Below are 21,577 nucleotides of genomic sequence, written 5' to 3'. Positions count from 1 at the left end.
CTCCGTTAAGGATGATGAGGCGGTGTCTTTCTTGATTATGATGGATTTGGTTACGTCTCTGCTGTTACAAACCAAATGGTATCACCGTACAAAATCAAAGTCAAGATTATATTCATTGTTTTTTTATAATAATTATAAACTAGGAATATTTTGTGACGTTTTTCTCTTATTTGCGAATGGCTGCGACAATCAGGTCGCCCATCTCGCTCGTGCTGATCGCCTTGCTCTTGTCTACGGCAATATCGCTGGTACGGTGGCCTGCATCAAGCACCTGAGCTACGGCGGCTTCGATTGCGGCTGCCGCGTCTTCATAGCCGAAAGTCAGACGGAACATCAGGGCAAGCGAGAGAATTGTGGCGATTGGATTGGCCAATCCTTGTCCTGCGATGTCCGGAGCGGAACCATGCACCGGCTCATAGAGGCCGTAGCTTCCTTCGCCCAGCGAAGCGGAAGCCAGCATGCCGATGGAACCTGTGAGCATCGCGGCTTCGTCGCTCAAAATATCGCCGAACATGTTCTCGGTCACGATAACGTCGAAGCTCGAAGGGCGGCGCAGCAGCTGCATGGCGCAGTTGTCGACCAGCACATGCTCCAGTTCCACGTTCGGATAATCTGCCGAAACACGGATAACCACTTCACGCCAGAGACGCGACGTTTCGAGCACGTTCGCTTTGTCGACGGAAGCCAGCTTGCCCCGGCGCTTGGCGGCAATTTCAAATGCCTGGCGGGCGATGCGTTCCACTTCGGCCACATTGTATGCGCAGGTGTCTACCGCTTCTTCCCCCTGCTCGCTATCACGACGGAACTTCTCGCCGAAGTAAATACCGCCCGTCAGTTCGCGCACGACGATCAGATCCGTTCCTTCAAGCACTTCCGGCTTCAGCGTGGAAGCATCCTTCAGGCAGTCGAATACGACTGCGGGACGGAGATTCGAGAACAGCCCCAGCGCTTTGCGGATGCCCAGCAGCCCGGTCTCCGGACGGAGCTCCTTCGGATTGGTATCCCATTTAGGACCGCCGACGGCGCCCAGCAGCACAGCGTCCGCGCTTTTACAGATATCCAGCGTTTCTGCAGGCAGCGGCGTGCCCTTCTCGTCGATAGCGATACCGCCGAACAGTGCGTGCTCGGTCTCAAATTTGTAGCCGAATACTTCCTCGGTTACTTTCAATACTTTTTCCGCTTCCGCCACAACTTCGGGACCAATACCGTCCCCAGCGATTACGGCGATTTTTTTAACTTCGCTCATTCTTCGTCACTCCTCAAGTTAATCCGCGCCCACGCGGACATAGTTCTTCTGTATATTGTTGTAACACAACATGGTCAAAAGGACAAAGATATAGAATCTATCATATTAATAGGAATAGCCTATAACCTGGTTAGGATTGAGCGAAAAGCAAATCTTCCGCAAATCAGAGTCGGAATATTACGGCAGAGCGCCTTATTCGAACAACGATAGCATTCCCGATTGCCCGGCATTCATTACATTTACTCCATACGAGTAATCATGCGCCTGGTAAGACAATGAACAGTTAGGTCCGGGAGCTTATCATTTCTGGATTTGGACAGCAACAGCCGCACGCTGCCGGATTTCTCCGAGGCGTACGGCTTCTTCTTAGATTTCAAGGCTATTCCGTAATATCCGCGCTCACGCTGCCATTGGTTGTCGACAGCTTTACGGTATGATTTCCGCTGCCCAGTACCGCAGTTCCATTGTTGTCGCTTTGTTTCTGCCAGTTGATGCTTCCCTTCAGCGATCCGTTGGACGTATCGGCGGTAATCGTCGCATCCGTCTTCTGCGGCATCGTAAGCGAGATACTGCCGTTGCTCGAAGCGCAATCCCAATTCCCCGTAACGGGGGATTCAATGGTTATTCTGCCGTTGCTGCTCTTGGCATACACTTGGCCGGCAATATTCTCCAGCGTGATGGAGCCGTTGGAACTGGTGATATGGACTCCTCCCTCTACCCCCTGCAGATTAAGCGAACCGTTGCTTGTACCCGCCTTGACCCCGCCTTTAATTCCCCGCATTTCAATTTTGCCGTTGGAGGTGCTCGCCTCGATCCCGCTGTTCAGATCCGAAACATCCAACGAACCGTCGCTTGTTCCGATCTTGACTGCGAGATCCGCAGGAAGACTCACATTGAGATAGGGAGTGTTGCCGGTAAAACCGATGTAAATACCCGAAAACAAGCTCTTTGCCGCCGTCATTTCAAGCACTAACGTGTCGCCTTCCGTTCTAACCTTCCAATTCTTTTTCATTGCCTGTTCGCTGTCGCTTTGGCTGCTGCCGGGAAAGAGCAGGCGGCCCTCATAGGTTAGAGCGCTTCCCTGAATACCGTTCACCTTAACCTTGCCGCCCGGAATCGATATTCTGACCGCTTTGATGTTCTCTCCAATCTGCACCGTTCCGTTAACGGAGCTTAGATGCGCTTTACCCAACAGGGTGTCCAGCGAGCCTCCCGGAAGCAAGGATTTTCCTGCGCTCACTAGACCCAGCAGCACAATCAGAACGATTGCCCATCCGCTGGTACGGGTCCTAGCCTCTGTTCTAAACAGCAGCCGCAGCAGCATTTCCAGTCCAAGCAGAATAATCAGTGCCGGCCACAAATACCCGAGCGCCTCATACGTAAGTTTACCGAATTGAATCAGCGTAAGCATAACGCCAAGCGCAATGGAGCCGAGCGCCGCCGTCAAGCTTCCAATCTTCCATCTACCCATGCCATGATTCTCCGTTCTTATGCTTTTGTGTTCTTTCTAAGCATATGCAGCCCGTAGCCGATCAGGCCCAGCGACAGCAAAATAGTACCGATATTGAGTTCGGTCAGCAAGTACCACAGTCCCGGGAATACCGTAATCAGCAGCAGGAGAACTCCTGCTATGATGCAGGCGCCTCCCATCCATGCCGGACTGACATCATCCTGCGGGTAATCGGGCATCGGGGGCATGGCAAACGGCGGCCAAGGCGAGCCAAGACCATCCGGGCTATACATCAGCCGTTCGTGCTCTGCAAAAGCGAGCTTGTTCCATGTTGCCTTTTGCAGTGCATCGAACAGCTGATAGAACCACAGCGCAGCCAACGCGAACGGGAATACTGTCGGCATAGAAGGAATAAAAACGATGCAGACAAACGCGCCGATCATAAACTGCATTCCCTGTTTTTTGAAGCCCAGATACAAATGTCCGAGTCCCGGAACCATGGCCAGCATAAAAGTGAGCCAGCGTTTCTTTTTTATCATGTAATATCCTCCTGATCATGTGTCTTGCCGACATTCGATTGCAGTGTATTGATCCACAGCCTCCGCTCTAGCGGGGCTGTTGAGGGCCGAACAATGCCATAACCGAGTTCGACATCTGGCCGTTGATTTCCGTCAGCCCATAGCCCAACTGCTCAAATACACCATATTGAAGCAGCACAAAGGTCAGACAGGCTGCGAGGCCGTAATGGACCCATGAGGTCCGGCGCACTGAGCGCCGCCTTGAAGCAGCAGGTCCCGCACCATCCGGCTGCCGTGCAGATTCCAACCGTTCGATTTCCGCCATCACCTGCGGGACGAGATCGGGAATACCGGAGATCGGCTGAAAGTCCAGAGCACCGTCCGCTTCCTTCCATATCTCTTCCATCGCTTTTGCTTCCTCCAGCCACCGCGCGCAGCCTTGGCACGCCGCGATATGCTGCGTCATTTCCCGCTCCGCTTCGGGAGCCAGCAGACCTTCGGTATAATGGGGAAGCCATTCCATCACTACATTACATTTCATTCCCATCTCTCCCCTTTTCTTCGCATGATCTGTCTGGCGCGGTAAAGCTGTGATTCAACCGTTTTTACCGATATGCCTTTCGCTTCAGCTATTTCCTGATAGGATTGCCGGTTAAAGTAGTACAGCTGCACGACCGACCGGTACGGTTCGGCAAGACTGTTCACACTTCTTCCCAGTTCTTCGGAAGCCTCCTTGCGGAGCGCGGCATGTTCCGGCGTCTGTGAAGTCACATAGTCATTCTCCGTATAATCCGCCATGCTGCGATACTTCCACTCCCTGTCATTAGCTCTTTTCCAGTCTAGACAAGTACGGTAGGCAATCCGGTACAGCCAAGTAGAAAATGAGGATTGTCCCCGGAAGGAGGGAAGCGCCTTGTAGGCTTTGATAAATACCTCCTGGGCCATATCTTTGGCCGACTCGGATTCTCCTGTTATTTTGATGCATACCCGGTATACCAAGCCCTGATAGCGCGTCACCAAATGGGCAAAAGCCTGACGCTCGCCGTTCAGTACGGCCGATATCCATTCCGCCTCTTCCAGTTGTCTCCCCTCCCCTTCTACATTACGTTTGACGTTCACCTCTTCTTCTCCCCTGCAAAAATCATGATTTCTATTATATATCCAATTTGGACAAGGATGAGAAATCCGCATAAAAAGGACTGTTTCTGAGCTGGATTCGCCCCGAAACAGTCCCTATATACCGCCGTCCTCATTCCTAAACAAACTATAAGCGCCGCTTTCTATAAATGAGCGTCCTCGCGCTTCGTATACGTCTTGCGCTTCTCAATCAGCTTGTTGAGCGCATCAAGATAAGCCCGGGCGCTGGCTTCCAGAATGTCGGTGCTAAGCCCTCTTCCCGCCGCAGCAACAATACCCTGTGACAAAATGACATGCACCTCGCCCTGGGCATCCTTGCCTTGAGTGACGGATTTGATGGAATAATCGTCCAGCTTGACTTCCTCGCCAGTTGCCTGGTCAATAGCGTTATATATCGCATCCACCGAACCGTTCCCCTCGGCTACTGCAACGATAGGCTCCTCCGGCGGGCCGTTCAGAACCAGTTTCGCGGTCGGCGTCGCTTCATTGCCGTAAGTGACGTACAGGGTCCGCAGGCTGTAAATCTCCGGCGTAATGCCCAGCCGCTCCTCCATCAGCGCCAGAATATCCTCGTCGGATACTTCCTTCTTCTTGTCGGCCAAATCCTTGAATCTGGAGAACGCCGCATTCAGCACGTCTTCCGGCAGGTCATAGCCCAGATCGGTTAGCTTATCCCGGAAAGCATGGCGGCCGGAATGCTTGCCGAGCACCAGCTTGCTCTCCTTCAGGCCGATCGTTTCCGGCGTCATGATCTCGTACGTCGTCTTCTCCTTGAGCATGCCGTCCTGATGAATACCCGATTCATGGGCAAAAGCGTTCGCGCCAACGATCGCCTTGTTCCCCGGCACGACCATGCCGGTCAATTTGCTGACCAGGCGGCTAGTGCGCGAAATCTCGGACAGTACAAGCGACGTCTTCGCCCCGAAGAAATCGCTGCGCGTCTCAAGCGCCATCGCTATCTCTTCGATCGCCGTGTTGCCCGCGCGTTCACCGATGCCGTTGATTGTGCCCTCGATTTGATCCGCACCATTCAGGATCGCCGCCAGCGTATTCGCCGTGGCCATTCCAAGATCATTATGGCAGTGCGCGCTAAGCTGAACGCGGTCGATGTCCGGAACATTTTCTTTTAAATATTTGAAGATTGCCCCATACTCCGACGGGTTCAAATATCCGACCGTGTCCGGAATGTTAACGACGCTCGCGCCTTCGCGAACCGCCATGCCGACGACCTCGGCCATAAAGTCGAGCTCGGTCCGTCCCGCATCCTCAAGCGAAAATTCCAGCTTCGAGAAATACTTCTTCGCATAGCGGATGGCCGTCTGCGCCGTCTCCAGCACCTGCCCCTTATCCATCCGGAGCTTATGCTGACGGTGAATCGGGGAGGTAGCAAGGAACAGATGAATGCAGGGGTCCTGCGCGCCCTGCAGCGCCTCCTTGACGGCATCAATATCGCTTTCGCGGGATCTGGAAAGGCCAATGACCGTTACATTTTTTACCGCTCTGGCAACGGCATTGACTGCGGCCAAATCTCCCGGCGACGCCGCGGGAAATCCCGCTTCCATACGGTCAATCCCCAGCTTTTCCAACTGATAGGCGATCTCCAGCTTCTCCTGGGTATTCAGATTCACGCCGGGGGACTGTTCTCCGTCACGCAGTGTTGTATCGAAAACATAAATTTTTCGCATGCCGGGCACCTCCTTAAAAGTAATCGTCAAACGCTCCAAATGCGGCCCGCGTAAAAGCGGAGCCGCACCTGAAGACTTGCATTTATATGTGAATCCTTACACTGATTATACCAATCTTATTTCTTGATCCAAGCCATCATTTCGCGCAATTCTTTGCCGACAACCTCGATTGGATGAGCAGCTTCGTTGCGGCGCGTAGCGGTCAGGAATGCACGGCCCGATTGGTTCTCCAGAATGAAATCGCGCGCGAACTTGCCCTGTTGGATGTCGGTGAGGACAGCCTTCATCGCTTTCTTCGTTTCGTCGGTTACAACGCGCGGGCCAGTTACATAATCGCCGTATTCCGCCGTGTTACTGATGGAATCGCGCATCGTTGCCATACCTCCTTCATAGATGAGGTCAACGATCAGCTTCATCTCGTGCAAGCACTCAAAGTAAGCCATTTCCGGAGCATAACCGGCTTCAACCAGCGTTTCAAAGCCAGCTTTGATCAGAGCCGTAACGCCGCCGCACAGTACAGCCTGTTCACCGAACAAATCGGTTTCCGTCTCTTCACGGAAAGAGGTTTCGATTACCCCTGCGCGGGTACAGCCGATACCTTTGGCATAAGCAAGACCGATTGCTTTTGCGTTGCCTGTAGCATCCTGCTCGATCGCGATCAGGCCGGGAACGCCAAAGCCTTCTTCATAAGTGCGGCGAACCATATGTCCTGGGGACTTAGGCGCAACCAGCAGCACATCCGAATCCTTCGGAGCTACGATTTGGCCGAAATGAACGTTGAAGCCGTGGGAGAACATAAGCGCCGCGCCTTGCTTCAGGTTTGGCTCGATTTCGTTCTTATAAACGGCAGCCTGGGTTTCGTCAGGCATCAGGATTTGCACTACGTCCGCACGGGATACCGCTTCGGAGACCGGCAGTACTTCGAAACCGTCATTCTTTGCTGTTTGGAAGGATTTTCCTTCGCGCAGGCCGATGATGACTTGAAGTCCGCTGTCACGCAGGTTCTGCGCCTGGGCATGTCCCTGGCTGCCATAACCGATAACCGCGATTGTTTTACCTTTTAATACGCTCAGATCTCCATCCTGCTCATAGTACGTTGTTACTGCCATTGTCAAAATCCTCCTTTAATTTGGAACCCATCTAAAGAGCGGGTGCTTCAGGAGAAGGGCTGTACATATAGCGCTTTCCCTCAAGCTCCCGCTCTTTAGCGGGAATGCCGTTCATTATTATATTGTACTGCAAAAAAGCAGCAATTCGCTAAAGCTGTAAAATATACCTATTGCACATTTCCGCGGATCATTGCCGTAACGCCGGTCCGGGACAGCTCTCTGATGCCGTACGGCTTCAGCAGTTCGATCATTGCATCGATCTTCTGCGTATCCCCGACCACCTGCACAAGCAAGCTCGAGCTGCCGATGTCGACAACGGAGGCGCGGAACGTTTCGACCACGCCCATAATCTCCGGCCGCTCGGAAGGCTCGGCCTTGACCTTAATCAGCGCCAGCTCGCGGGCAACCATCGGCTTTGCGCTAAGGTCAACCACCTTGATGACGTCGATCAGCTTGTAGAGCTGCTTCTCAATCTGTTCCAGCTGGTCATCATCCCCCAAAGTGACGATGACCATTCTGGATAATCCCGCTTCCTCGGATTGACCTACGGTAATGCTCTCAATATTAAACCCGCGCCGTCCGAACAGCCCCGATACCCGTTGGAGCACACCAGGCTGGTCGTTCACCAGCACGGAAATCGTATTTCTTTCCACCGTTATTCATCCCCCATCAGCATTTGATCGATCGTCGAGCCCTGGGTTACCATCGGGTAGACATTTTCGTCCTTGGAAACGAGGAATTCCACAAGTACCGGTCCCGGTGTTTCCAAAGCTTCCTGCCATGCAGCCCTTGCTTCTTCCTTCGTCGTCGCCCGGATACCTTTTACACCGTAAGCTTCCGCCAGCTTCACAAAGTTCGGGCTGCCGGCCAGATCCGTGTAGCTGTAACGTTTCTCATAGATGAGATTCTGCCACTGCCGCACCATGCCGAGCACCTCGTTGTTGAGAACGACAATCTTGACCGGAATGTTATGGATGGCGCATATTGCCAGCTCCTGGGAACACATCTGCATACCGCCGTCGCCGTTGATCGAGACCACCAGCCGTTCCGGATAGGCCATCTGCGCACCGATTGCCGAAGGGAAACCGAAGCCCATCGTTCCAAGACCTCCGGAAGTAACCCAAGAACGGGGATGATTGAACTTGTAATACTGCGCCGCCCACATTTGGTGCTGACCAACGTCCGTCGTCACAATCGCCTCGCCCTTTGTGGTGTCATTGATCAGTTCGACAACCCATTGCGGCTTCAGCTCGATATCGGAGTCAGTATAACGAAGCGGCTTATCCACCTTCCACTGGGCGATTTGCGCTCTCCAAGCATCGGCGTTCGAAGCCCGTTTAACTTCCGGATTCAGCAGCTCCAGCACCGTCTTAACGTCTCCTACGATCGGAATGTCAGGCGATATGTTCTTGCCGATCTCGGCAGGGTCGATGTCGATATGCACGATCTTGGCTTTTGGCGCGAAGCCGTCAAGCTTACCTGTCACGCGGTCGTCGAACCGTGCTCCGATATTGATTAGCAGATCGCACTGCTGGATGGCGTTATTGGCCGTATACGTACCGTGCATGCCCGGCATTCCCATCCACAAATCATCGCCGCTCGGGAATGCTCCCAGTCCAAGCAATGTTGTCGTGATTGGGATTTCCGTCCGCTTGACGAATTCGTACATCTCTTCATGCGCGCCGGAGTAGATAACCCCGCCCCCTGCAATGATGATCGGCCGCTCGGCCTCCGAAATCGCCCGCACCAGCTTGTCGAGCTGAAGCTTATTCGGAACGGTGCGGGGATTATAGCCTCGAAGATTCACGCTCGTCACAGGGGTGAACAGCGTCTTCGCCGCAGATACATCCTTGGGAATATCGATAAGAACCGGCCCTTTGCGGCCCGTCGATGCAATATGGAAAGCTTCATGAATGATTCTGGGCAGATCCTCCACACTTCGTACCAGATAGCTGTGCTTGGTAATCGGCATCGTGATGCCGGTAATGTCCGCTTCCTGGAAAGCATCCGTACCGATCAAGCTGGAGAATACGTTGCCCGTGATGACCACCAGCGGGACAGAATCCATATAGGCTGTAGCGATACCGGTGACCAGATTAGTCGCTCCGGGTCCGGAAGTCGCGATACAGACGCCAGTCTTACCGCTTGCTCTTGCATATCCGTCCGCCGCATGAATCGCCCCCTGCTCATGACGGGTCAGCACATGCTTGAAATCATTGAATCCGTACAATGCGTCATAGATATACAGAACGGCTCCTCCGGGATATCCGAACACGGTATCCACACCCTCCAGCACCAGGCTGCGCAGCAGAATCTCCGAACCGGTAATCACTTCCGGCGTCTTCCATTTCTCCCGTAACTCCTCTGTCGACCGCATTTCCGGTATTTGCGTCATCATTCAGTCATCCTCCTTACAAAATATCAACTTTCCTATGCAAACGACGATCGCCTTTGTTTATCCGTTTCAGCCGGCTTCAAACAAAACAAAAAAGCCTTTCATCACTCCTGCGCCGCATAAGCGCGTGAGGGACGAAAGGCTGTTCTTCCGTGGTACCACCCATATTTACAGAGCATCTCGCGATGCAATGCCTTGGCAGGTATGCAAAAACCCATCGATGTAGGCAAAAGCCGATCTTTGCAACCTAAAGTTCTTAACGCGAACCACACGATTTCCCCTAATAATTCCACCGGATATGGCTGGCGGACCTTTCAGGGAAACAGCTCCGAGGTGAGCTCGTATATAAGGGGTTTTGGCGGTGGTTTCAGCAGTTCCACCCGCTCTCTGGTCAAAAGAGCCCTTAAAACTTCGTCCTCTTCATTGCCGATATGATCGTTAAAATGTTTAGACACATTATATGATTCCTTACACGGTTAGTCAATCCCTTATTTTAATCTCTCTGTCTTGTCCTTCTTTTATTCTGGGCGGAACATCCAGCCCCCCGCCAATCATATGATGTACAACAAAGTGTGGAAGGGGGATGCGCCGTGATCCGTTACCGCCGCCCTAAGCAGGACGATGCGATTATTCACCAGTTGATTGAGAGCGAGCTTGTGCCTTTGTCCCATTTGCCCGCAAAAGTGCTGGACCAGGTTAAAAAAGAACTCCCGCGCCGGCTCGGGCAGGGAGTTACGCTTGTTGCGAGCACCGATTATGACAGCGACCCGCTGGGATTTGTCCATTTTATGCTGCACGGGGATTTGCTCTATATCGATATGCTGGCCGTCGCCGCTTCGGCAAAACGAAAGCGCTGGGGAAATATGCTGATGGACCGGGCGGAGCGGTTTGCATTATCACGCGGATGCCACCGATCCAAAGTAGCAGTGGACGTCGGAAATGCCGCCGGGCTCTCTTTTTACGAAAAGCTCGACTATACCGTGGTCCGGTATCTGCCGCAGAGCATGAGCTACGAGATGGAAAAGCGCTTCTTGCCGCCAGGCATTTGAGTATCTCTTTAGAAAAAACCGTAAGGGTAAGGTCCGCCGCCATAACCGCCAGGGCCGTATCCATGGCTGTAACCATATCCCGGACCGTAAGGCGAGTAGGGTCCATAGCCATATCCGCCGTAGGCGTAAGGAGCGGTTCCTACTGCGAGCAGGTCGAACAGCACAAGCGGTATGATGGCTTTGATTTGCACTTTTTTGCCACCGGTTTGCTGTACGATTAGACGATTGCCCGAAATGCGAAGCAGCTTGCCCGCAACCTTCGTTCCGTCTTTTTTCACCGCTACGATATTTTTGCCTACCAGCTTCATAACCTGCTTCTTGGTCACTTGTTGTGTCATAATATCCCTCCTCTTTCTGGCGTTTCATTGGAACAGAGATCACATTGCCGTCTTCGAGTACAGTGTATTCGGAGCGGCTCCATCCTGCCTGTACCTATGCCCAGATCATCCGGAATTGCCTGGCGAAGCAGATCCCCTGCCAAACAAAAAACCGCACTTCCGGCCAAAGCCGGAAATGCGGTTGAAACGGAAAGGCGCGTCGGCGGACGCCGCCATTAACGTTTGCTTGGATCGTAGGGTTGTCCAAGCGCAGACGGCGCCGAGGAGCGGCCTACTGCGCTCACGAGAACGATAATTGTCAGCACATACGGAATCATATAAATAAATTCCTGCGGAATACTCTGGGACCAGCCGAATAGCTGCACATAGTTGCGGATCGCCTGTGAAAAACCGAAGAACACAGCCGCGCCAAAGGCGCCAAGCGGATTCCATTTGCCGAAAATCATTGCCGCAATCGCAATGAAGCCCTGCCCGGAAACCGTATTGTGGGCAAAGGTGCCTGTAGTCGTCAGCGTAATCGTCGCGCCGCCTATGCCTGCGAACATTCCGCTCAGCATTACACCGATATAGCGCATACGGTTGACGTTAACGCCAAGCGTATCCGCCGCGCTCGGATGCTCGCCGACTGCCCGGAGGCGAAGGCCGAACGGCGTTTTGAAGAGCAGGAAATACACGACAATAACCAGTATGATCGCCAAATACGTTGTTGGATAATTATTGAACAGACCGGGGCCGATCACCGGAATTTTGGAAAGCACCGGAATCGGATATTTGCTAAACCCATCAATCAGAGGGGTTTCGCCCGCCCCTTCAAACAGCAACTTAACCAAGTAAAGCGTACTGCCAGCAGCAAGGAAGTTGATTACCGTACCGCTGATCGTCTGGTCCGCTTTGAAGGTAATGGAAGCGACGGCATGAATAAGCGCTCCAATCACGCCGACCGCCATAGCGCAGAGCACACCGATCCAGGGAGCCATCGTCACGTAGCCGGCGTCCTGCGCATAATAACCGCCAACAGCGGCGGCAAAGGCACCGAACATCATCAGACCTTCAAGCCCGATGTTAACCACGCCCGAGCGTTCGGAGAAGATCCCGCCAAGGGCGGCAAAAATAAGCGCTGTGGAAAATACAAGCGTTGTATTGAGCATTTGGCCCAGTGTCAGCAAATCCATCTATAACACCTTCTCTTTCTTGCGCTTGAAGTAAAACGGCTTAAGCACCCAGCGCACAATCCCCTGTGCCGCAATAAAGAATATGATCGAGCCGATCACGATGCGGATCAGTTCCGGCGGCACATCTGCATTGAAGCTCATGCCTGCGGAACCATAGGTCAGCATACCGTACAGGATCGCGGCCAGAATGACCCCGAAAGGATGAGTAAGCCCCAGCAGCGCAACGGCAATCCCGTCAAACCCATAACCGGGTGAAGCTGCGAATACAGACTGGTAGTGGAATACGCCAAGCACCTCGCCCGCTCCGGCGAGTCCGGCAAATACTCCCGCGATGAACATGGACTTCATTACATTGCGTCTGACATTCATGCCGGCATATTCGGCCGCATGGGAATTCAGGCCTACAGCACGCATTTCGAAGCCCTGCTTCGTTTTCCACAAGTAGATGTAAAAGAATACCGCCGCCGCAAGCGCGATCACAGTCCCCCAGTGCAGGCGGGCATTGTCAAAGATGGAGTTCAAAAAAGTGAGCGACATCGACGCAGGAATATCCTCTGAACGGTTCTGCCCTGGGATCAGGAGGAAAGTTCTTACGATATAGTTCGCAAGATACAGGGCAACCCAATTTAGCATAATGGTCGTAATAACCTCGTTAATGCCCCGCTTGGCTTTCAGATAACCTGCAATTCCGGCCCATATCCCGCCGAACAGACCCGCCCCGATCACTGCCAGCGGCACCAATAAAAATGCGGGCAATCCGGCGAGCTTAATGCCGATAACAGAGGCTGCGGTCATTCCGATCAGCACCTGACCGTCCGCGCCGATATTGAACATGCCTGAGCGGAAAGCAAAGGCCACGGAAAGACCGGTCAGCATAAGCGGCGTCATTTCGCGGATCGCTTCTCCGAAGTCATACGCACTGCCGAAGACGCGCTTGAACAAAGCGCCATAAGCTGCGATCGGATCATAACCGCCGATCAGCATCACTGCCGCGCCGACCAGGAATCCAAGTATAATTGCGACAAGAGGCACAATATAGCTGTCTGTCGCAAATATTTTTTTAAGCTTATTCACCCGCTTTACCTCCCCGCTTCAAGCTGCCCGCCATCATAAGCCCAAGCTCCTGATCATTCGTATCCTTCGGATAGACCTCGCCAACAATTTGCCCTTCGTAAATAACGGCGATGCGGTCGGACACATTCATAATTTCGTCCAGTTCGAATGAAACTAACAGCACGGCCTTTCCTTGATCCCGCTGGGCAATGAGCTGTTTTTGCACAAACTCGATAGCGCCCACATCAAGCCCCCGCGTCGGCTGTGCCGCGATCAGCAGGGTCGGCTCTTTGTCTATTTCCCGCGCAATAATTGCTTTTTGCTGGTTGCCGCCGGACAGAGAACGCGCTGTATTGTAAATCGATGGCGTACGCACGTCGAACGTTCTAACCAGCTCCTCAGCATGCTTGTCAATGACTTCGCTATCCATAAATCCATTCCGGTTATAAGGGCTTTTGTAGTAGGTTTCAAGCACCATATTCTCGCTTACGGTAAAATCAAGCACGAGTCCGTGCTTATGCCGGTCCTCCGGAATATGCGAAACGTTCATTTCCGATATTTTACGCGGAGACAGATTGGCTATCTCCTTCCCTTCAACGGTAATCGAACCGGAATCGATTTTACGAAGACCCGTGATTGCCTGGATCAGCTCGCTCTGTCCGTTTCCGTCAACGCCGGCTATGCCCAGAATTTCCCCGGCCTTAACTTCAAAGCTGAGATTATTCAATACGGGAATGCCTTCCTTGTTCTTGCTGCTAACTCCGTCCAGCTTCAGTACCGTGTTCCCGATGTTCGGAGCCTGCTTGTCTACTTTAAACGTTACATCCCGTCCGACCATTTTTTCAGCCAGCTCGTTCGGATTGGTCTCCGACGTTTTGACTGTGTCGATAACCTTGCCACGGCGGATAATCGTTACTCTGTCCGATATGGTCATAATTTCTTTAAGCTTATGGGTAATCAGAATGATGGATTTGCCCTCGGCGACCAGGCGTTTCATAATCGCCATGAGCTCATTGATTTCCTGAGGGGTAAGCACGGCGGTGGGTTCGTCAAATATAAGAATATCCGCGCCGCGGTACAAGGTTTTCATAATTTCCACACGCTGCTGCATCCCTACCGAAATATCATGGATTTTGGCCTGCGGATTAACTTGAAGACCGTACAGCTCCGATAGCTTGCGGACTTGCTCCGCTGCGGATTTATAGTCGATTTTAAGACCTTTCTTCGGTTCCGTTCCAAGAATAATATTCTCGGTCACCGTAAAAGGCTCTACAAGCTTGAAATGCTGGTGTACCATACCAATGCCAAGCTCAATGGCTTTATTCGGGCTATCGATTATAACCGGTTTCCCGCCGATTTCAATACTGCCTTCATCGGGCTGATACAGTCCGAATACAATATTCATTAGTGTGGACTTGCCTGCTCCATTCTCGCCTAGCAGCGCATGAATCTCGCCTTTCTCCAGCGTCAGGCTGATGGAGTCATTGGCGACAATACCGGGAAAGCGTTTAGTGATTTGCTTCAACTCTACGACAGGAGGCGCAGCACTCATGGAATCACCCTCATTACAGGAATATATTATAGCTTTGCCGATCATGGACGGAGTTCAGAACCTCCGAATTCCTTAGACATGGCTGTACCGCCCCTTTCCTGGAGCGGTAACTAAGCCGGATTAACCTACTAGATAAACGCAGCAGATAAACGTACCCGCCTCCGATTCGGCCAAGCCAGTCTTTCTAATTTTACTCTCTAACTAAGAACAAGGCCAGCTAAAATAACCGGCCTTGGTTCTTCTTCCGATCTTATTCAGTTGAGGGAAAGAGTTATTCAGTAGGAACTTTAATCTTTCCATCGATGATTTGTTGTTTGTAATCGTCCACTTTAGCCAGGATATCCGCGCTTACGTTCGCTTTAGATGTTTCCGGCAGACCTACACCGTTGTCTTTCAAGCCGAGTACGGTAGTTGTGCCGCCTTTGAACGTGCCGTCGATAATTTGCTTGGAAACAACTTTAACTGCTTCGTCAACACGTTTCATCATGGAAGTCAGCGTGACGTCGTCGCCAAATTCGATCGATTGGTCTTTATCCACGCCGATAACCCATACTTTCGCGCCGCCTGCTTTGTTGCGGGATTTGGCTTCGTTGAATACGCCGTTGCCCGTTGCTCCCGCAGCCGGGAAGATGATGTCGTTGCCTGCATCATACAGAGTGGCAGCCAGAGATTTACCTGTGTCCGGCTTGTCATAAGCTCCGGCATAAGTAACCGTTACTTTTGCGCCTGGATTAACCGCAGCAACACCCGCTTTGAAGCCTGCTTCAAAACGTTTGATTACCGGGCTTTCCATACCGCCGATAAAGGCTACTTTATTCGTCTTCGTTGTCAGACCCGCAACAACGCCGACCAGGAACGACCCTTCGTTCTCGGAGAAGGTAACGGACTCAACGTTAGGAGCATCTACTACGTTGTCGATGATAGCCAGCTTGGCGTCAGGATTCTCGCTGGCAACTTTTTTCAGGGAGTCACCCATGTCAAAGCCAATACCCCAAGTCAAAGCATAACCGTCTTTAACAAACTGGTTCAGGTTCGGCTCATAGTCCGCGTTCGATTTACTTTGCAGATATTGAACCTTTACACCATTTTCTTTCTCAAGGGCTTGAAGGGCTTCCCAAGCGGATTGGTTAAACGATTTGTCGTTAACGCCGCCAACGTCGGTAACCATACCGATCTTAATGTTGGAGTTGTCCGTTGTAGCTTCGCCGGAACCCGTGTTGGTTCCAGTATTAGTGCCTGCGTTAGTGCCTGTGTCTCCGGACGCGTTGTTATTGTCGCTTCCGCAACCGGCCAGAATGACCGTGAATGCAAGCAGCATAACAAGAGACAGCTGGTAAATTTTTTTCATCGATTGTGATCCCCCTTAAAGAAATTGGATGTCTTCTATGTTCTCATTGGACATGCCATTGAAACAAATTATAACGGGTAAAAACGGTAAAATCCAGTGAATTAATGACCTGCGGTTAATAAAAATTTGCATTTCCCTGCGATAAACCGCTTACTCTAACCTGTTATGTAATATTTATAGCCCTCTCATGTAAAATTAGTTCAAATAGTATTGCATAATATAGGGAATTCCATTATTATAAATGCCTATCAATTCCATGGAAAGGAAGCCAATCATGATGAGTGAATCATCCCAGCCGGCAGCTCCGGCTTCGAAATACTGCCGAGAATCACGTGTATTCAAAACGGGACGGGTCTTCCCGAACGATATTAACAACCACCAGACCCTATTCGGCGGCAAGCTGATGAGTAACATAGATGAAGTCGCCTCCATCTCCGCGATGCGTCACTGCCGATGCAGCGTCGTTACCGCCTCCACTGACTCCGTTGACTTTCTGTCCCCGATCCGGCCAACCGATTCATTCTGTTTTGAATCCTTTGTATCCTGGACCGGCCGCACCAGCATAGAGGTATTCGTTAAGGTCATCGCCGAAAATCTTTATTCAGGCGAGCGCACCGTGGCGGCCACTTCCTTTCTCACCTTTGTGGCTATCGGGTCTGACGGAAAACCCGCCCCCGTACCCAAAGTTATCCCTGAGACAGACGAGGAGAAGCTGGTCAGCGATTTGGCGGAGGAACGGTCGGAGCAGCGAAAAGTCAGACGCGCCGCAAGCAAGAAGCTGGCTGGTCAGCTTACAACGACCAAGTACTGGGAGTAACCGGCTTCCATCTTCAAATACTTCCACAAAAAAAGCACCGCTGCTCGGGAATCCCCAGAGGCGGTGCTTTTCATATAATAGGCAGCTGCTTACGCGTTGATCTTCTCTTTGGCTACGGTAGCCAGCGAGTTGAATGCGTTCAGATCGTTTACAGCGAGATCAGCCAGCATTTTGCGGTTGATGTCCACTCCAGCCAGCTTCAGGCCATGTACCAGCTTGTTGTAGGACAGGCCGTTCAGACGGGCTGCAGCGTTAATACGAACGATCCACAGTCTGCGGAAGTTGCGTTTCGTTTGACGACGGTCACGGTATGCGTAGACCAGCGATTTCATTACTTGTTCTTTAGCGGTTTTGAAAATGCGGTGTTTCGAACCGAAGTAGCCTTTTGCCAGTTTCAGTACCTTTTTATGTTTACGACGAACGACGAAGCCGCCTTTAACTCTTGCCATATTAATAAACCTCCCAAAAATTGTGTAATAGAACTATTTCAAGTTAGCCAGGCCTTGCTTCAGACGTCTTACGTCGCCGGGAGCCATTTCAGGGTTGGTTCCCAGAACCCGCTTAGCGCGCTTGGACTTGTGGGACAGCAGATGGTTTTTGTAAGCTTTGTAGCGCGTTACTTTACCCGTTCCGGTGATTTTAAAGCGGCCTTTCAGGCTGCTGTGGGTTTTCATTTTAGGCATTGTGTTTCCTCCTCAATAGTTATGCTGCTTGTTTAAGATGATTTGGGCGCCAAAATCATAATCATGCTGCGGCCTTCCAGCTTGGGCTGGCGCTCCACAACGGAAATCTCGGCCACTTCCAACTTGACGCGCTCCAGAATTTTCTGGCCGATGTTCGCGTGGGTAATTTCGCGTCCGCGGAAGCGGACGGAGCATTTCACCTTATCGCCTTCATTCAAGAACTTGACCACATTACGGAACTTCGTCTGATAGTCATGTTCTTCAATGTTAGCGCGGAACCAAACTTCCTTGATGTCCACGATCTTCTGGTTCTTACGGGCTTCCTTCTCTTTCTTCTGCTGCTCGTAACGGAACTTTCCGTAATCCATGATGCGGCATACCGGCGGCTTCGCCTGCGGCGCTACATTGACTAAATCCAGATTAAGATCGATTGCCATCTGCAACGCTTCGCGGATCGGTTTAATCCCAATCTGTTCTCCCTCCGGGCCAACCAAACGGACTTCTCTCGCCCGAATCTCATCATTGATCATATGGTCCTTACTAATAACTTTCCACCTCCGGATCTGATTGGCTAATAAATATACAGCTTCTACCCAAATAAAAAACGGGTGCCGGAATTACCGACAACCCGTTTGATCAACGTTCATGAACGAACAGCATTCATAAAGCATTGAGATCAAAACCAGCCGGCTGATAGCCGATCAGGTGAGAAGCCGGTGCTTCTGCTTGTAATCTCTAATTAATTTAGCACACTCGAATAGTATACACTATTTAGTTTAGTGGTGTCAACCATTTTTTCCAACGTTATGGACATCCTGTTACGCGCCTCTACCCCTGCTTGCTTTGAACTTCCTCCAGCCGCACAACGCGAGTGTGCTTCGTATGGCTCCATTGCTTGTTATTTTGCGTAAAGAACGCGTAGAACGTAATCGGATACCAGGAAATCAGGTAAATCGGGAACAGCAGCATATAGGCGTATACCTTTTTGAACTTTACCTTTTCAAGAATCATCGATACGAAAAAAGTAAACACATTGGCGATAATCGCGATATAGCTCAGCCATAAAGGCAGGTAACCGTACAGGTTGGCGATATGCGGACCGCCCAGCAGCGAGCTGTCGATCCACATCACTGCGGTCATCAGGAACGTGAGCAGGACAATATAGACGTTGACACCGTATAGCGCCAGATCAAACTTAGTCAAGCTGCGTTCTTTAATACTCTGCCATAGCAGAGGGAAGAAATAACGGCGGGCAACGGTAAAATGTCCTTGCATCCAGCGAAGCCTCTGTCTGGACGAGGCCTTGAACGTAAGTGGCTTCTCGTCAAATACTTTGGCGTCGTAGTTGAACTCCGGATATACGCCCTTCGATGCGCTGCGCATGGTGAACTCCAGGTCTTCTACAAGACTGGTTGCTCCCCAGCCCATTTCCTTGAGCAGATTCGTTTCAAAGCACATGCCCGTTCCGCCAAGAAAGTTGGCCATGCCCACATTGTGGCGTGACAACTGCCACAGCCGGTTAATATACCAGTAAGAAATGCCATAGGCTGCGGTAATCCAGGAATCCTCCGGATTCTTCGTGTCGATGTAGCCCTGAATGACTTTTGCTCCGGAACAGAGATCATTGTTCATCTCCATCAGGAAGTCGGTATGGGCCAGATTATCGGCATCGAACATCACGACGGCGTCGTACTGGCGCGGCATGTCCCAAAGTTTCCCCAGCATCCATTCGATTGCGTAGCCTTTGCCTCTCAAATTATTGTTGGTGCGGACGCAGGCGGTCATGCCATGCTCCCGGACAATGCGGGCCGTCCCGTCCGTACAGTTATCGCAGATTACGAACACGTCGTATAGTTCCTTCGGATAATTCAGCTGCTTCAGGTTCTCCATAAGCGCCCCGACCACTTGTTCTTCGTTATGCGCCGCTACGAGCACGGCAAATGACTTTTCCGGCGGGAAAAGCTCTTTCTTCTTCTTCCTGCGCAGTCCGAACAACGAGAAGCCAAACTGGTAAACCGCAATCAGCGCCAAGATCACTTGGAGCGTTACAAAAATTGCATCTGCCATGATCCTACGATGCCCCCTTTTTTTGTTCAGGTTCTTTTTTTCTGACCTTTGAACGTAATAAATGACCCTTTTGTTGCAATTCTAAGCGACAGGCATGGAATGTGCCTTTGTCCTTAGCGGTTCCCCTCTTTGTTGTATATGCCGTCCATATGGAGTTTTTCGCTTGCGTTCTAGATTTTACAAAACGCATTATTTTCTCTGTTACCATATAAACGTGGGAAGTCCGCTTGAACCATTGTACGGCTTAAAGGCATCCAAGTCAAAACTGTCATTTTTCGCGAAAAATCGACCTTTTTCTTGAAATCGTTTCGTGCAAAAAAGTATGATAAAGTTAGTTGTACCGGCTAAAGCGGGTTATCCTAATTAACGCCGTAAATCCTGCGGCAGTTATTAGCGGAGGGACCACTATGAGAACTAAAATGTTAAAACTGCTTACTGCAGAGCGGCGTCTCTTTCATTGGATCAATGGCCGGCTGCACAACCGCTATCTGAATTTCTGGCTTTTCTATCTGACTCATCTGGGCGGAGCAACCGCCAGCATCGGGATCAGTCTTCTGGTATGGGGGGTTGCCCCCCATACGCTAAAGCTTCCCGCCCAGCAGGCGCTGATCGCCCTGGCTGTCAGCCACCTTCCCGTGGCCGTCGCCAAAAAGCTGTATCCCAGGGTCCGCCCATATCTGACGCTGCCCGGAACGAATACGTTCCGCAATCCGCTCAAAGACCATTCGTTTCCTTCTGGGCATACGACGGCAATCTTTGCTTCCACAGTGCCTTATATGGCGGCTTTCCCCGTCCTGGGCTTCATCCTGCTGCCGCTTGCCTTGTCGGTTGGATTCTCGCGGATCTATCTTGGACTTCACTATCCTTCCGATGTGGCGGCTGGCGCACTGATCGGCAGCGCGGTCGCGGTCGGCACGGTTGCATTATGGAGTTAAAGCCCGTATCTCCGGACCTATGACCAAACGGGGGCAGCTAAATATCGCCGGGTATCATTAACCGCCTTACCACGCTTGCCCTATAACGGCTTTTCTATACCCAATATGAAAAATATTGTTCAGCGCCTGCAAAGCCATTCGGAACATCACTAGAAATGCTGGAGCAAAAAAAGGGTCCTGCCGGCCTAAGCCGAAGGACTCTCTTTTTGTTATAGGATTACTCGCCGGACGCCTTAATTATTCAGCCTGCATCATTGCCCGTTACAGTCTGTACTTGTCCAGACGAGAGGCTTGATAGCGACTCAGCGCATCCGCTCCGACAATCGCCTCACAGCGGTGGATCTGAACGCCCTGGCCGACAAATTTCGTTTCGTATTCGGTCATGACATGCTCTTCGTTGATCCCTCCCGCATGGAGATCCAGCGAAATATTCGACATCTGCAGACCGAAGTCGGCAAACGAGTTCAAGGAAAATTCAAATAAACTGCGCGAATCCGTCTTCAAATGAATTTCTCCCAGACCGTCCAACAGCCCGCGGTACTTATCCAAGAAGCGGGGATGCGTCAATCTGCGGCGGGCGTGCTTTGTTTTTGGCCAGGGGTCGCTGAAGTTCAGATAGATGCGCTGCAGCTCTCCTTCAGCGAACACTTCTTCCGCATATTCAATATTGGCCAGCGCGAGCTTCAGATTCGGCGGCGTCTCCAAACCTTCCGGTTCCCAGATATTCCGCGCCTTTTCCGCCGCCCGGCGGATCAGCTCGTCATACATATCCACGCCGATAAAATTAATTTCGGGGTATTTATGGCTCATCCGGCTGATAAACCGCCCTTTCCCCATTCCGAACTCGACATAAATCGGGCGGTCGTTGCCGAAGAGACCGGACCATTGTCCTTTATGTTTGCGAGGGTCGAGCACGACCAGATCGGTCTGCTGCTCCAGACTTTCACGTATTCCTTTTCTTCCGCGTAAACGCATGTTTACTCCTTTCACTTATCGACAAGTTACGATCATGATTACTGCAAT

General features: G+C 51.6%; 22 protein-coding genes. 3 read left to right on the top strand and 19 right to left on the bottom strand.

Going from position 1 to position 21,577, the window contains the following annotated elements; translation table 11 throughout:
* Nucleotides 1–166 precede the first annotated feature (166 nt).
* From leuB to ilvB, 9 genes are all read right to left on the bottom strand, one after another.
* On the bottom strand, nucleotides 167–1,246 hold the full coding sequence (leuB, locus tag VK70_RS03535) for a 3-isopropylmalate dehydrogenase (protein WP_025695993.1): 1,080 nt from the start codon (nucleotides 1,244–1,246) through the stop codon (nucleotides 167–169).
* Between the two features lie 379 nt (nucleotides 1,247–1,625).
* Nucleotides 1,626–2,717, bottom strand: a complete 1,092-nt coding sequence (locus VK70_RS03530) for a DUF4097 family beta strand repeat-containing protein (protein ID WP_025695994.1) — start codon at nucleotides 2,715–2,717, stop codon at nucleotides 1,626–1,628.
* A 17-nt stretch (nucleotides 2,718–2,734) separates the two neighbouring features.
* Entirely contained in the window at nucleotides 2,735–3,235 is a 501-nt protein-coding gene (locus VK70_RS26265) for a hypothetical protein (RefSeq protein WP_025695995.1), read from the bottom strand.
* Nucleotides 3,236–3,302: 67 nt separating this feature from the next.
* Nucleotides 3,303–3,755 (bottom strand): anti-sigma factor family protein, encoded by a 453-nt coding sequence (locus VK70_RS03520; protein ID WP_025695996.1) that lies wholly within the window; start codon nucleotides 3,753–3,755, stop codon nucleotides 3,303–3,305.
* Complete coding sequence (locus tag VK70_RS03515) at nucleotides 3,752–4,333, bottom strand: RNA polymerase sigma factor (protein WP_025695997.1); 582 nt, start codon at nucleotides 4,331–4,333, stop codon at nucleotides 3,752–3,754. Before VK70_RS03515 ends, VK70_RS03520 begins: the two co-directional genes overlap by 4 nt.
* A gap of 161 nt (nucleotides 4,334–4,494) precedes the next feature.
* Nucleotides 4,495–6,036: a 2-isopropylmalate synthase gene (locus VK70_RS03510; RefSeq protein WP_025695998.1), complete on the bottom strand. Its 1,542-nt coding sequence runs from the start codon at nucleotides 6,034–6,036 to the stop codon at nucleotides 4,495–4,497.
* 116 nt (nucleotides 6,037–6,152) lie between these two features.
* Nucleotides 6,153–7,145 (bottom strand): ketol-acid reductoisomerase, encoded by a 993-nt coding sequence (gene ilvC, locus VK70_RS03505; protein WP_025695999.1) that lies wholly within the window; start codon nucleotides 7,143–7,145, stop codon nucleotides 6,153–6,155.
* A 167-nt stretch (nucleotides 7,146–7,312) separates the two neighbouring features.
* Nucleotides 7,313–7,798, bottom strand: coding sequence for an acetolactate synthase small subunit (ilvN, locus tag VK70_RS03500; RefSeq protein ID WP_036640940.1), 486 nt, complete (start codon nucleotides 7,796–7,798; stop codon nucleotides 7,313–7,315).
* Nucleotides 7,799–7,800: 2 nt separating this feature from the next.
* Complete coding sequence (gene ilvB, locus VK70_RS03495) at nucleotides 7,801–9,543, bottom strand: biosynthetic-type acetolactate synthase large subunit (protein WP_025696001.1); 1,743 nt, start codon at nucleotides 9,541–9,543, stop codon at nucleotides 7,801–7,803.
* A 587-nt stretch (nucleotides 9,544–10,130) separates the two neighbouring features.
* On the opposite strand from ilvB, the gene VK70_RS03490 reads away from it, so the two are divergent.
* Nucleotides 10,131–10,589: a GNAT family N-acetyltransferase gene (locus tag VK70_RS03490; RefSeq protein WP_025696002.1), complete on the top strand. Its 459-nt coding sequence runs from the start codon at nucleotides 10,131–10,133 to the stop codon at nucleotides 10,587–10,589.
* Between the two features lie 8 nt (nucleotides 10,590–10,597).
* On the opposite strand, the gene VK70_RS03485 is transcribed toward VK70_RS03490, so the two are convergent.
* From VK70_RS03485 to VK70_RS03465, 5 genes are all read right to left on the bottom strand, one after another.
* Nucleotides 10,598–10,927 (bottom strand): hypothetical protein, encoded by a 330-nt coding sequence (locus VK70_RS03485; RefSeq protein ID WP_025696003.1) that lies wholly within the window; start codon nucleotides 10,925–10,927, stop codon nucleotides 10,598–10,600.
* A gap of 215 nt (nucleotides 10,928–11,142) precedes the next feature.
* Nucleotides 11,143–12,099 (bottom strand): ABC transporter permease, encoded by a 957-nt coding sequence (locus VK70_RS03480; protein ID WP_025696004.1) that lies wholly within the window; start codon nucleotides 12,097–12,099, stop codon nucleotides 11,143–11,145.
* On the bottom strand, nucleotides 12,100–13,173 hold the full coding sequence (locus VK70_RS03475) for an ABC transporter permease (RefSeq protein ID WP_025696005.1): 1,074 nt from the start codon (nucleotides 13,171–13,173) through the stop codon (nucleotides 12,100–12,102). It lies immediately after the preceding gene.
* Entirely contained in the window at nucleotides 13,166–14,704 is a 1,539-nt protein-coding gene (locus VK70_RS03470) for an ABC transporter ATP-binding protein (RefSeq protein WP_025696006.1), read from the bottom strand. Before VK70_RS03470 ends, VK70_RS03475 begins: the two co-directional genes overlap by 8 nt.
* A 271-nt stretch (nucleotides 14,705–14,975) precedes the next feature.
* Nucleotides 14,976–16,052: a BMP family lipoprotein gene (locus VK70_RS03465; protein ID WP_025696007.1), complete on the bottom strand. Its 1,077-nt coding sequence runs from the start codon at nucleotides 16,050–16,052 to the stop codon at nucleotides 14,976–14,978.
* A gap of 274 nt (nucleotides 16,053–16,326) precedes the next feature.
* Here VK70_RS03465 and VK70_RS03460 point away from each other — a divergent pair, with 274 nt between their 5' ends.
* Nucleotides 16,327–16,869 carry an acyl-CoA thioesterase gene (locus VK70_RS03460; RefSeq protein WP_411431691.1) on the top strand — a complete coding sequence of 181 codons (543 nt, stop codon included), beginning with the start codon at nucleotides 16,327–16,329 and terminating at the stop codon, nucleotides 16,867–16,869.
* An 89-nt stretch (nucleotides 16,870–16,958) separates the two neighbouring features.
* Here VK70_RS03460 and rplT read toward each other — a convergent pair whose 3' ends face one another.
* The 4 genes from rplT to VK70_RS03440 form a co-directional block, all read right to left on the bottom strand.
* Entirely contained in the window at nucleotides 16,959–17,318 is a 360-nt protein-coding gene (gene rplT, locus VK70_RS03455; protein WP_025333812.1) for a 50S ribosomal protein L20, read from the bottom strand.
* 33 nt (nucleotides 17,319–17,351) lie between these two features.
* Nucleotides 17,352–17,552: a 50S ribosomal protein L35 gene (gene rpmI, locus VK70_RS03450; protein WP_025692214.1), complete on the bottom strand. Its 201-nt coding sequence runs from the start codon at nucleotides 17,550–17,552 to the stop codon at nucleotides 17,352–17,354.
* 32 nt (nucleotides 17,553–17,584) lie between these two features.
* Nucleotides 17,585–18,082, bottom strand: coding sequence for a translation initiation factor IF-3 (gene infC / locus VK70_RS03445; RefSeq protein ID WP_025692213.1), 498 nt, complete (start codon nucleotides 18,080–18,082; stop codon nucleotides 17,585–17,587).
* 298 nt (nucleotides 18,083–18,380) lie between these two features.
* The gene (locus tag VK70_RS03440) at nucleotides 18,381–19,619 is read right to left on the bottom strand and encodes a glycosyltransferase family 2 protein (RefSeq protein WP_025696009.1); all 1,239 of its coding nucleotides are present in this window, start codon (nucleotides 19,617–19,619) and stop codon (nucleotides 18,381–18,383) included.
* A gap of 407 nt (nucleotides 19,620–20,026) precedes the next feature.
* Between VK70_RS03440 and VK70_RS03435 the strand changes: the two genes are divergently transcribed.
* Nucleotides 20,027–20,554 (top strand): phosphatase PAP2 family protein, encoded by a 528-nt coding sequence (locus VK70_RS03435; protein ID WP_025696010.1) that lies wholly within the window; start codon nucleotides 20,027–20,029, stop codon nucleotides 20,552–20,554.
* A 261-nt stretch (nucleotides 20,555–20,815) separates the two neighbouring features.
* Here the strand turns inward: VK70_RS03435 and trmB are convergent, their stop codons facing one another.
* Complete coding sequence (trmB, locus tag VK70_RS03430) at nucleotides 20,816–21,529, bottom strand: tRNA (guanosine(46)-N7)-methyltransferase TrmB (protein WP_025696011.1); 714 nt, start codon at nucleotides 21,527–21,529, stop codon at nucleotides 20,816–20,818.
* Nucleotides 21,530–21,577: the final 48 nt, after the last annotated feature.

The organism is Paenibacillus durus ATCC 35681, assembly GCF_000993825.1.
Classification (GTDB): domain Bacteria; phylum Bacillota; class Bacilli; order Paenibacillales; family Paenibacillaceae; genus Paenibacillus_AQ; species Paenibacillus_AQ durus_B.
Note: the sequence above shows the minus strand (reverse complement) of the source record. Positions and strands in the feature narration are given on the sequence as shown.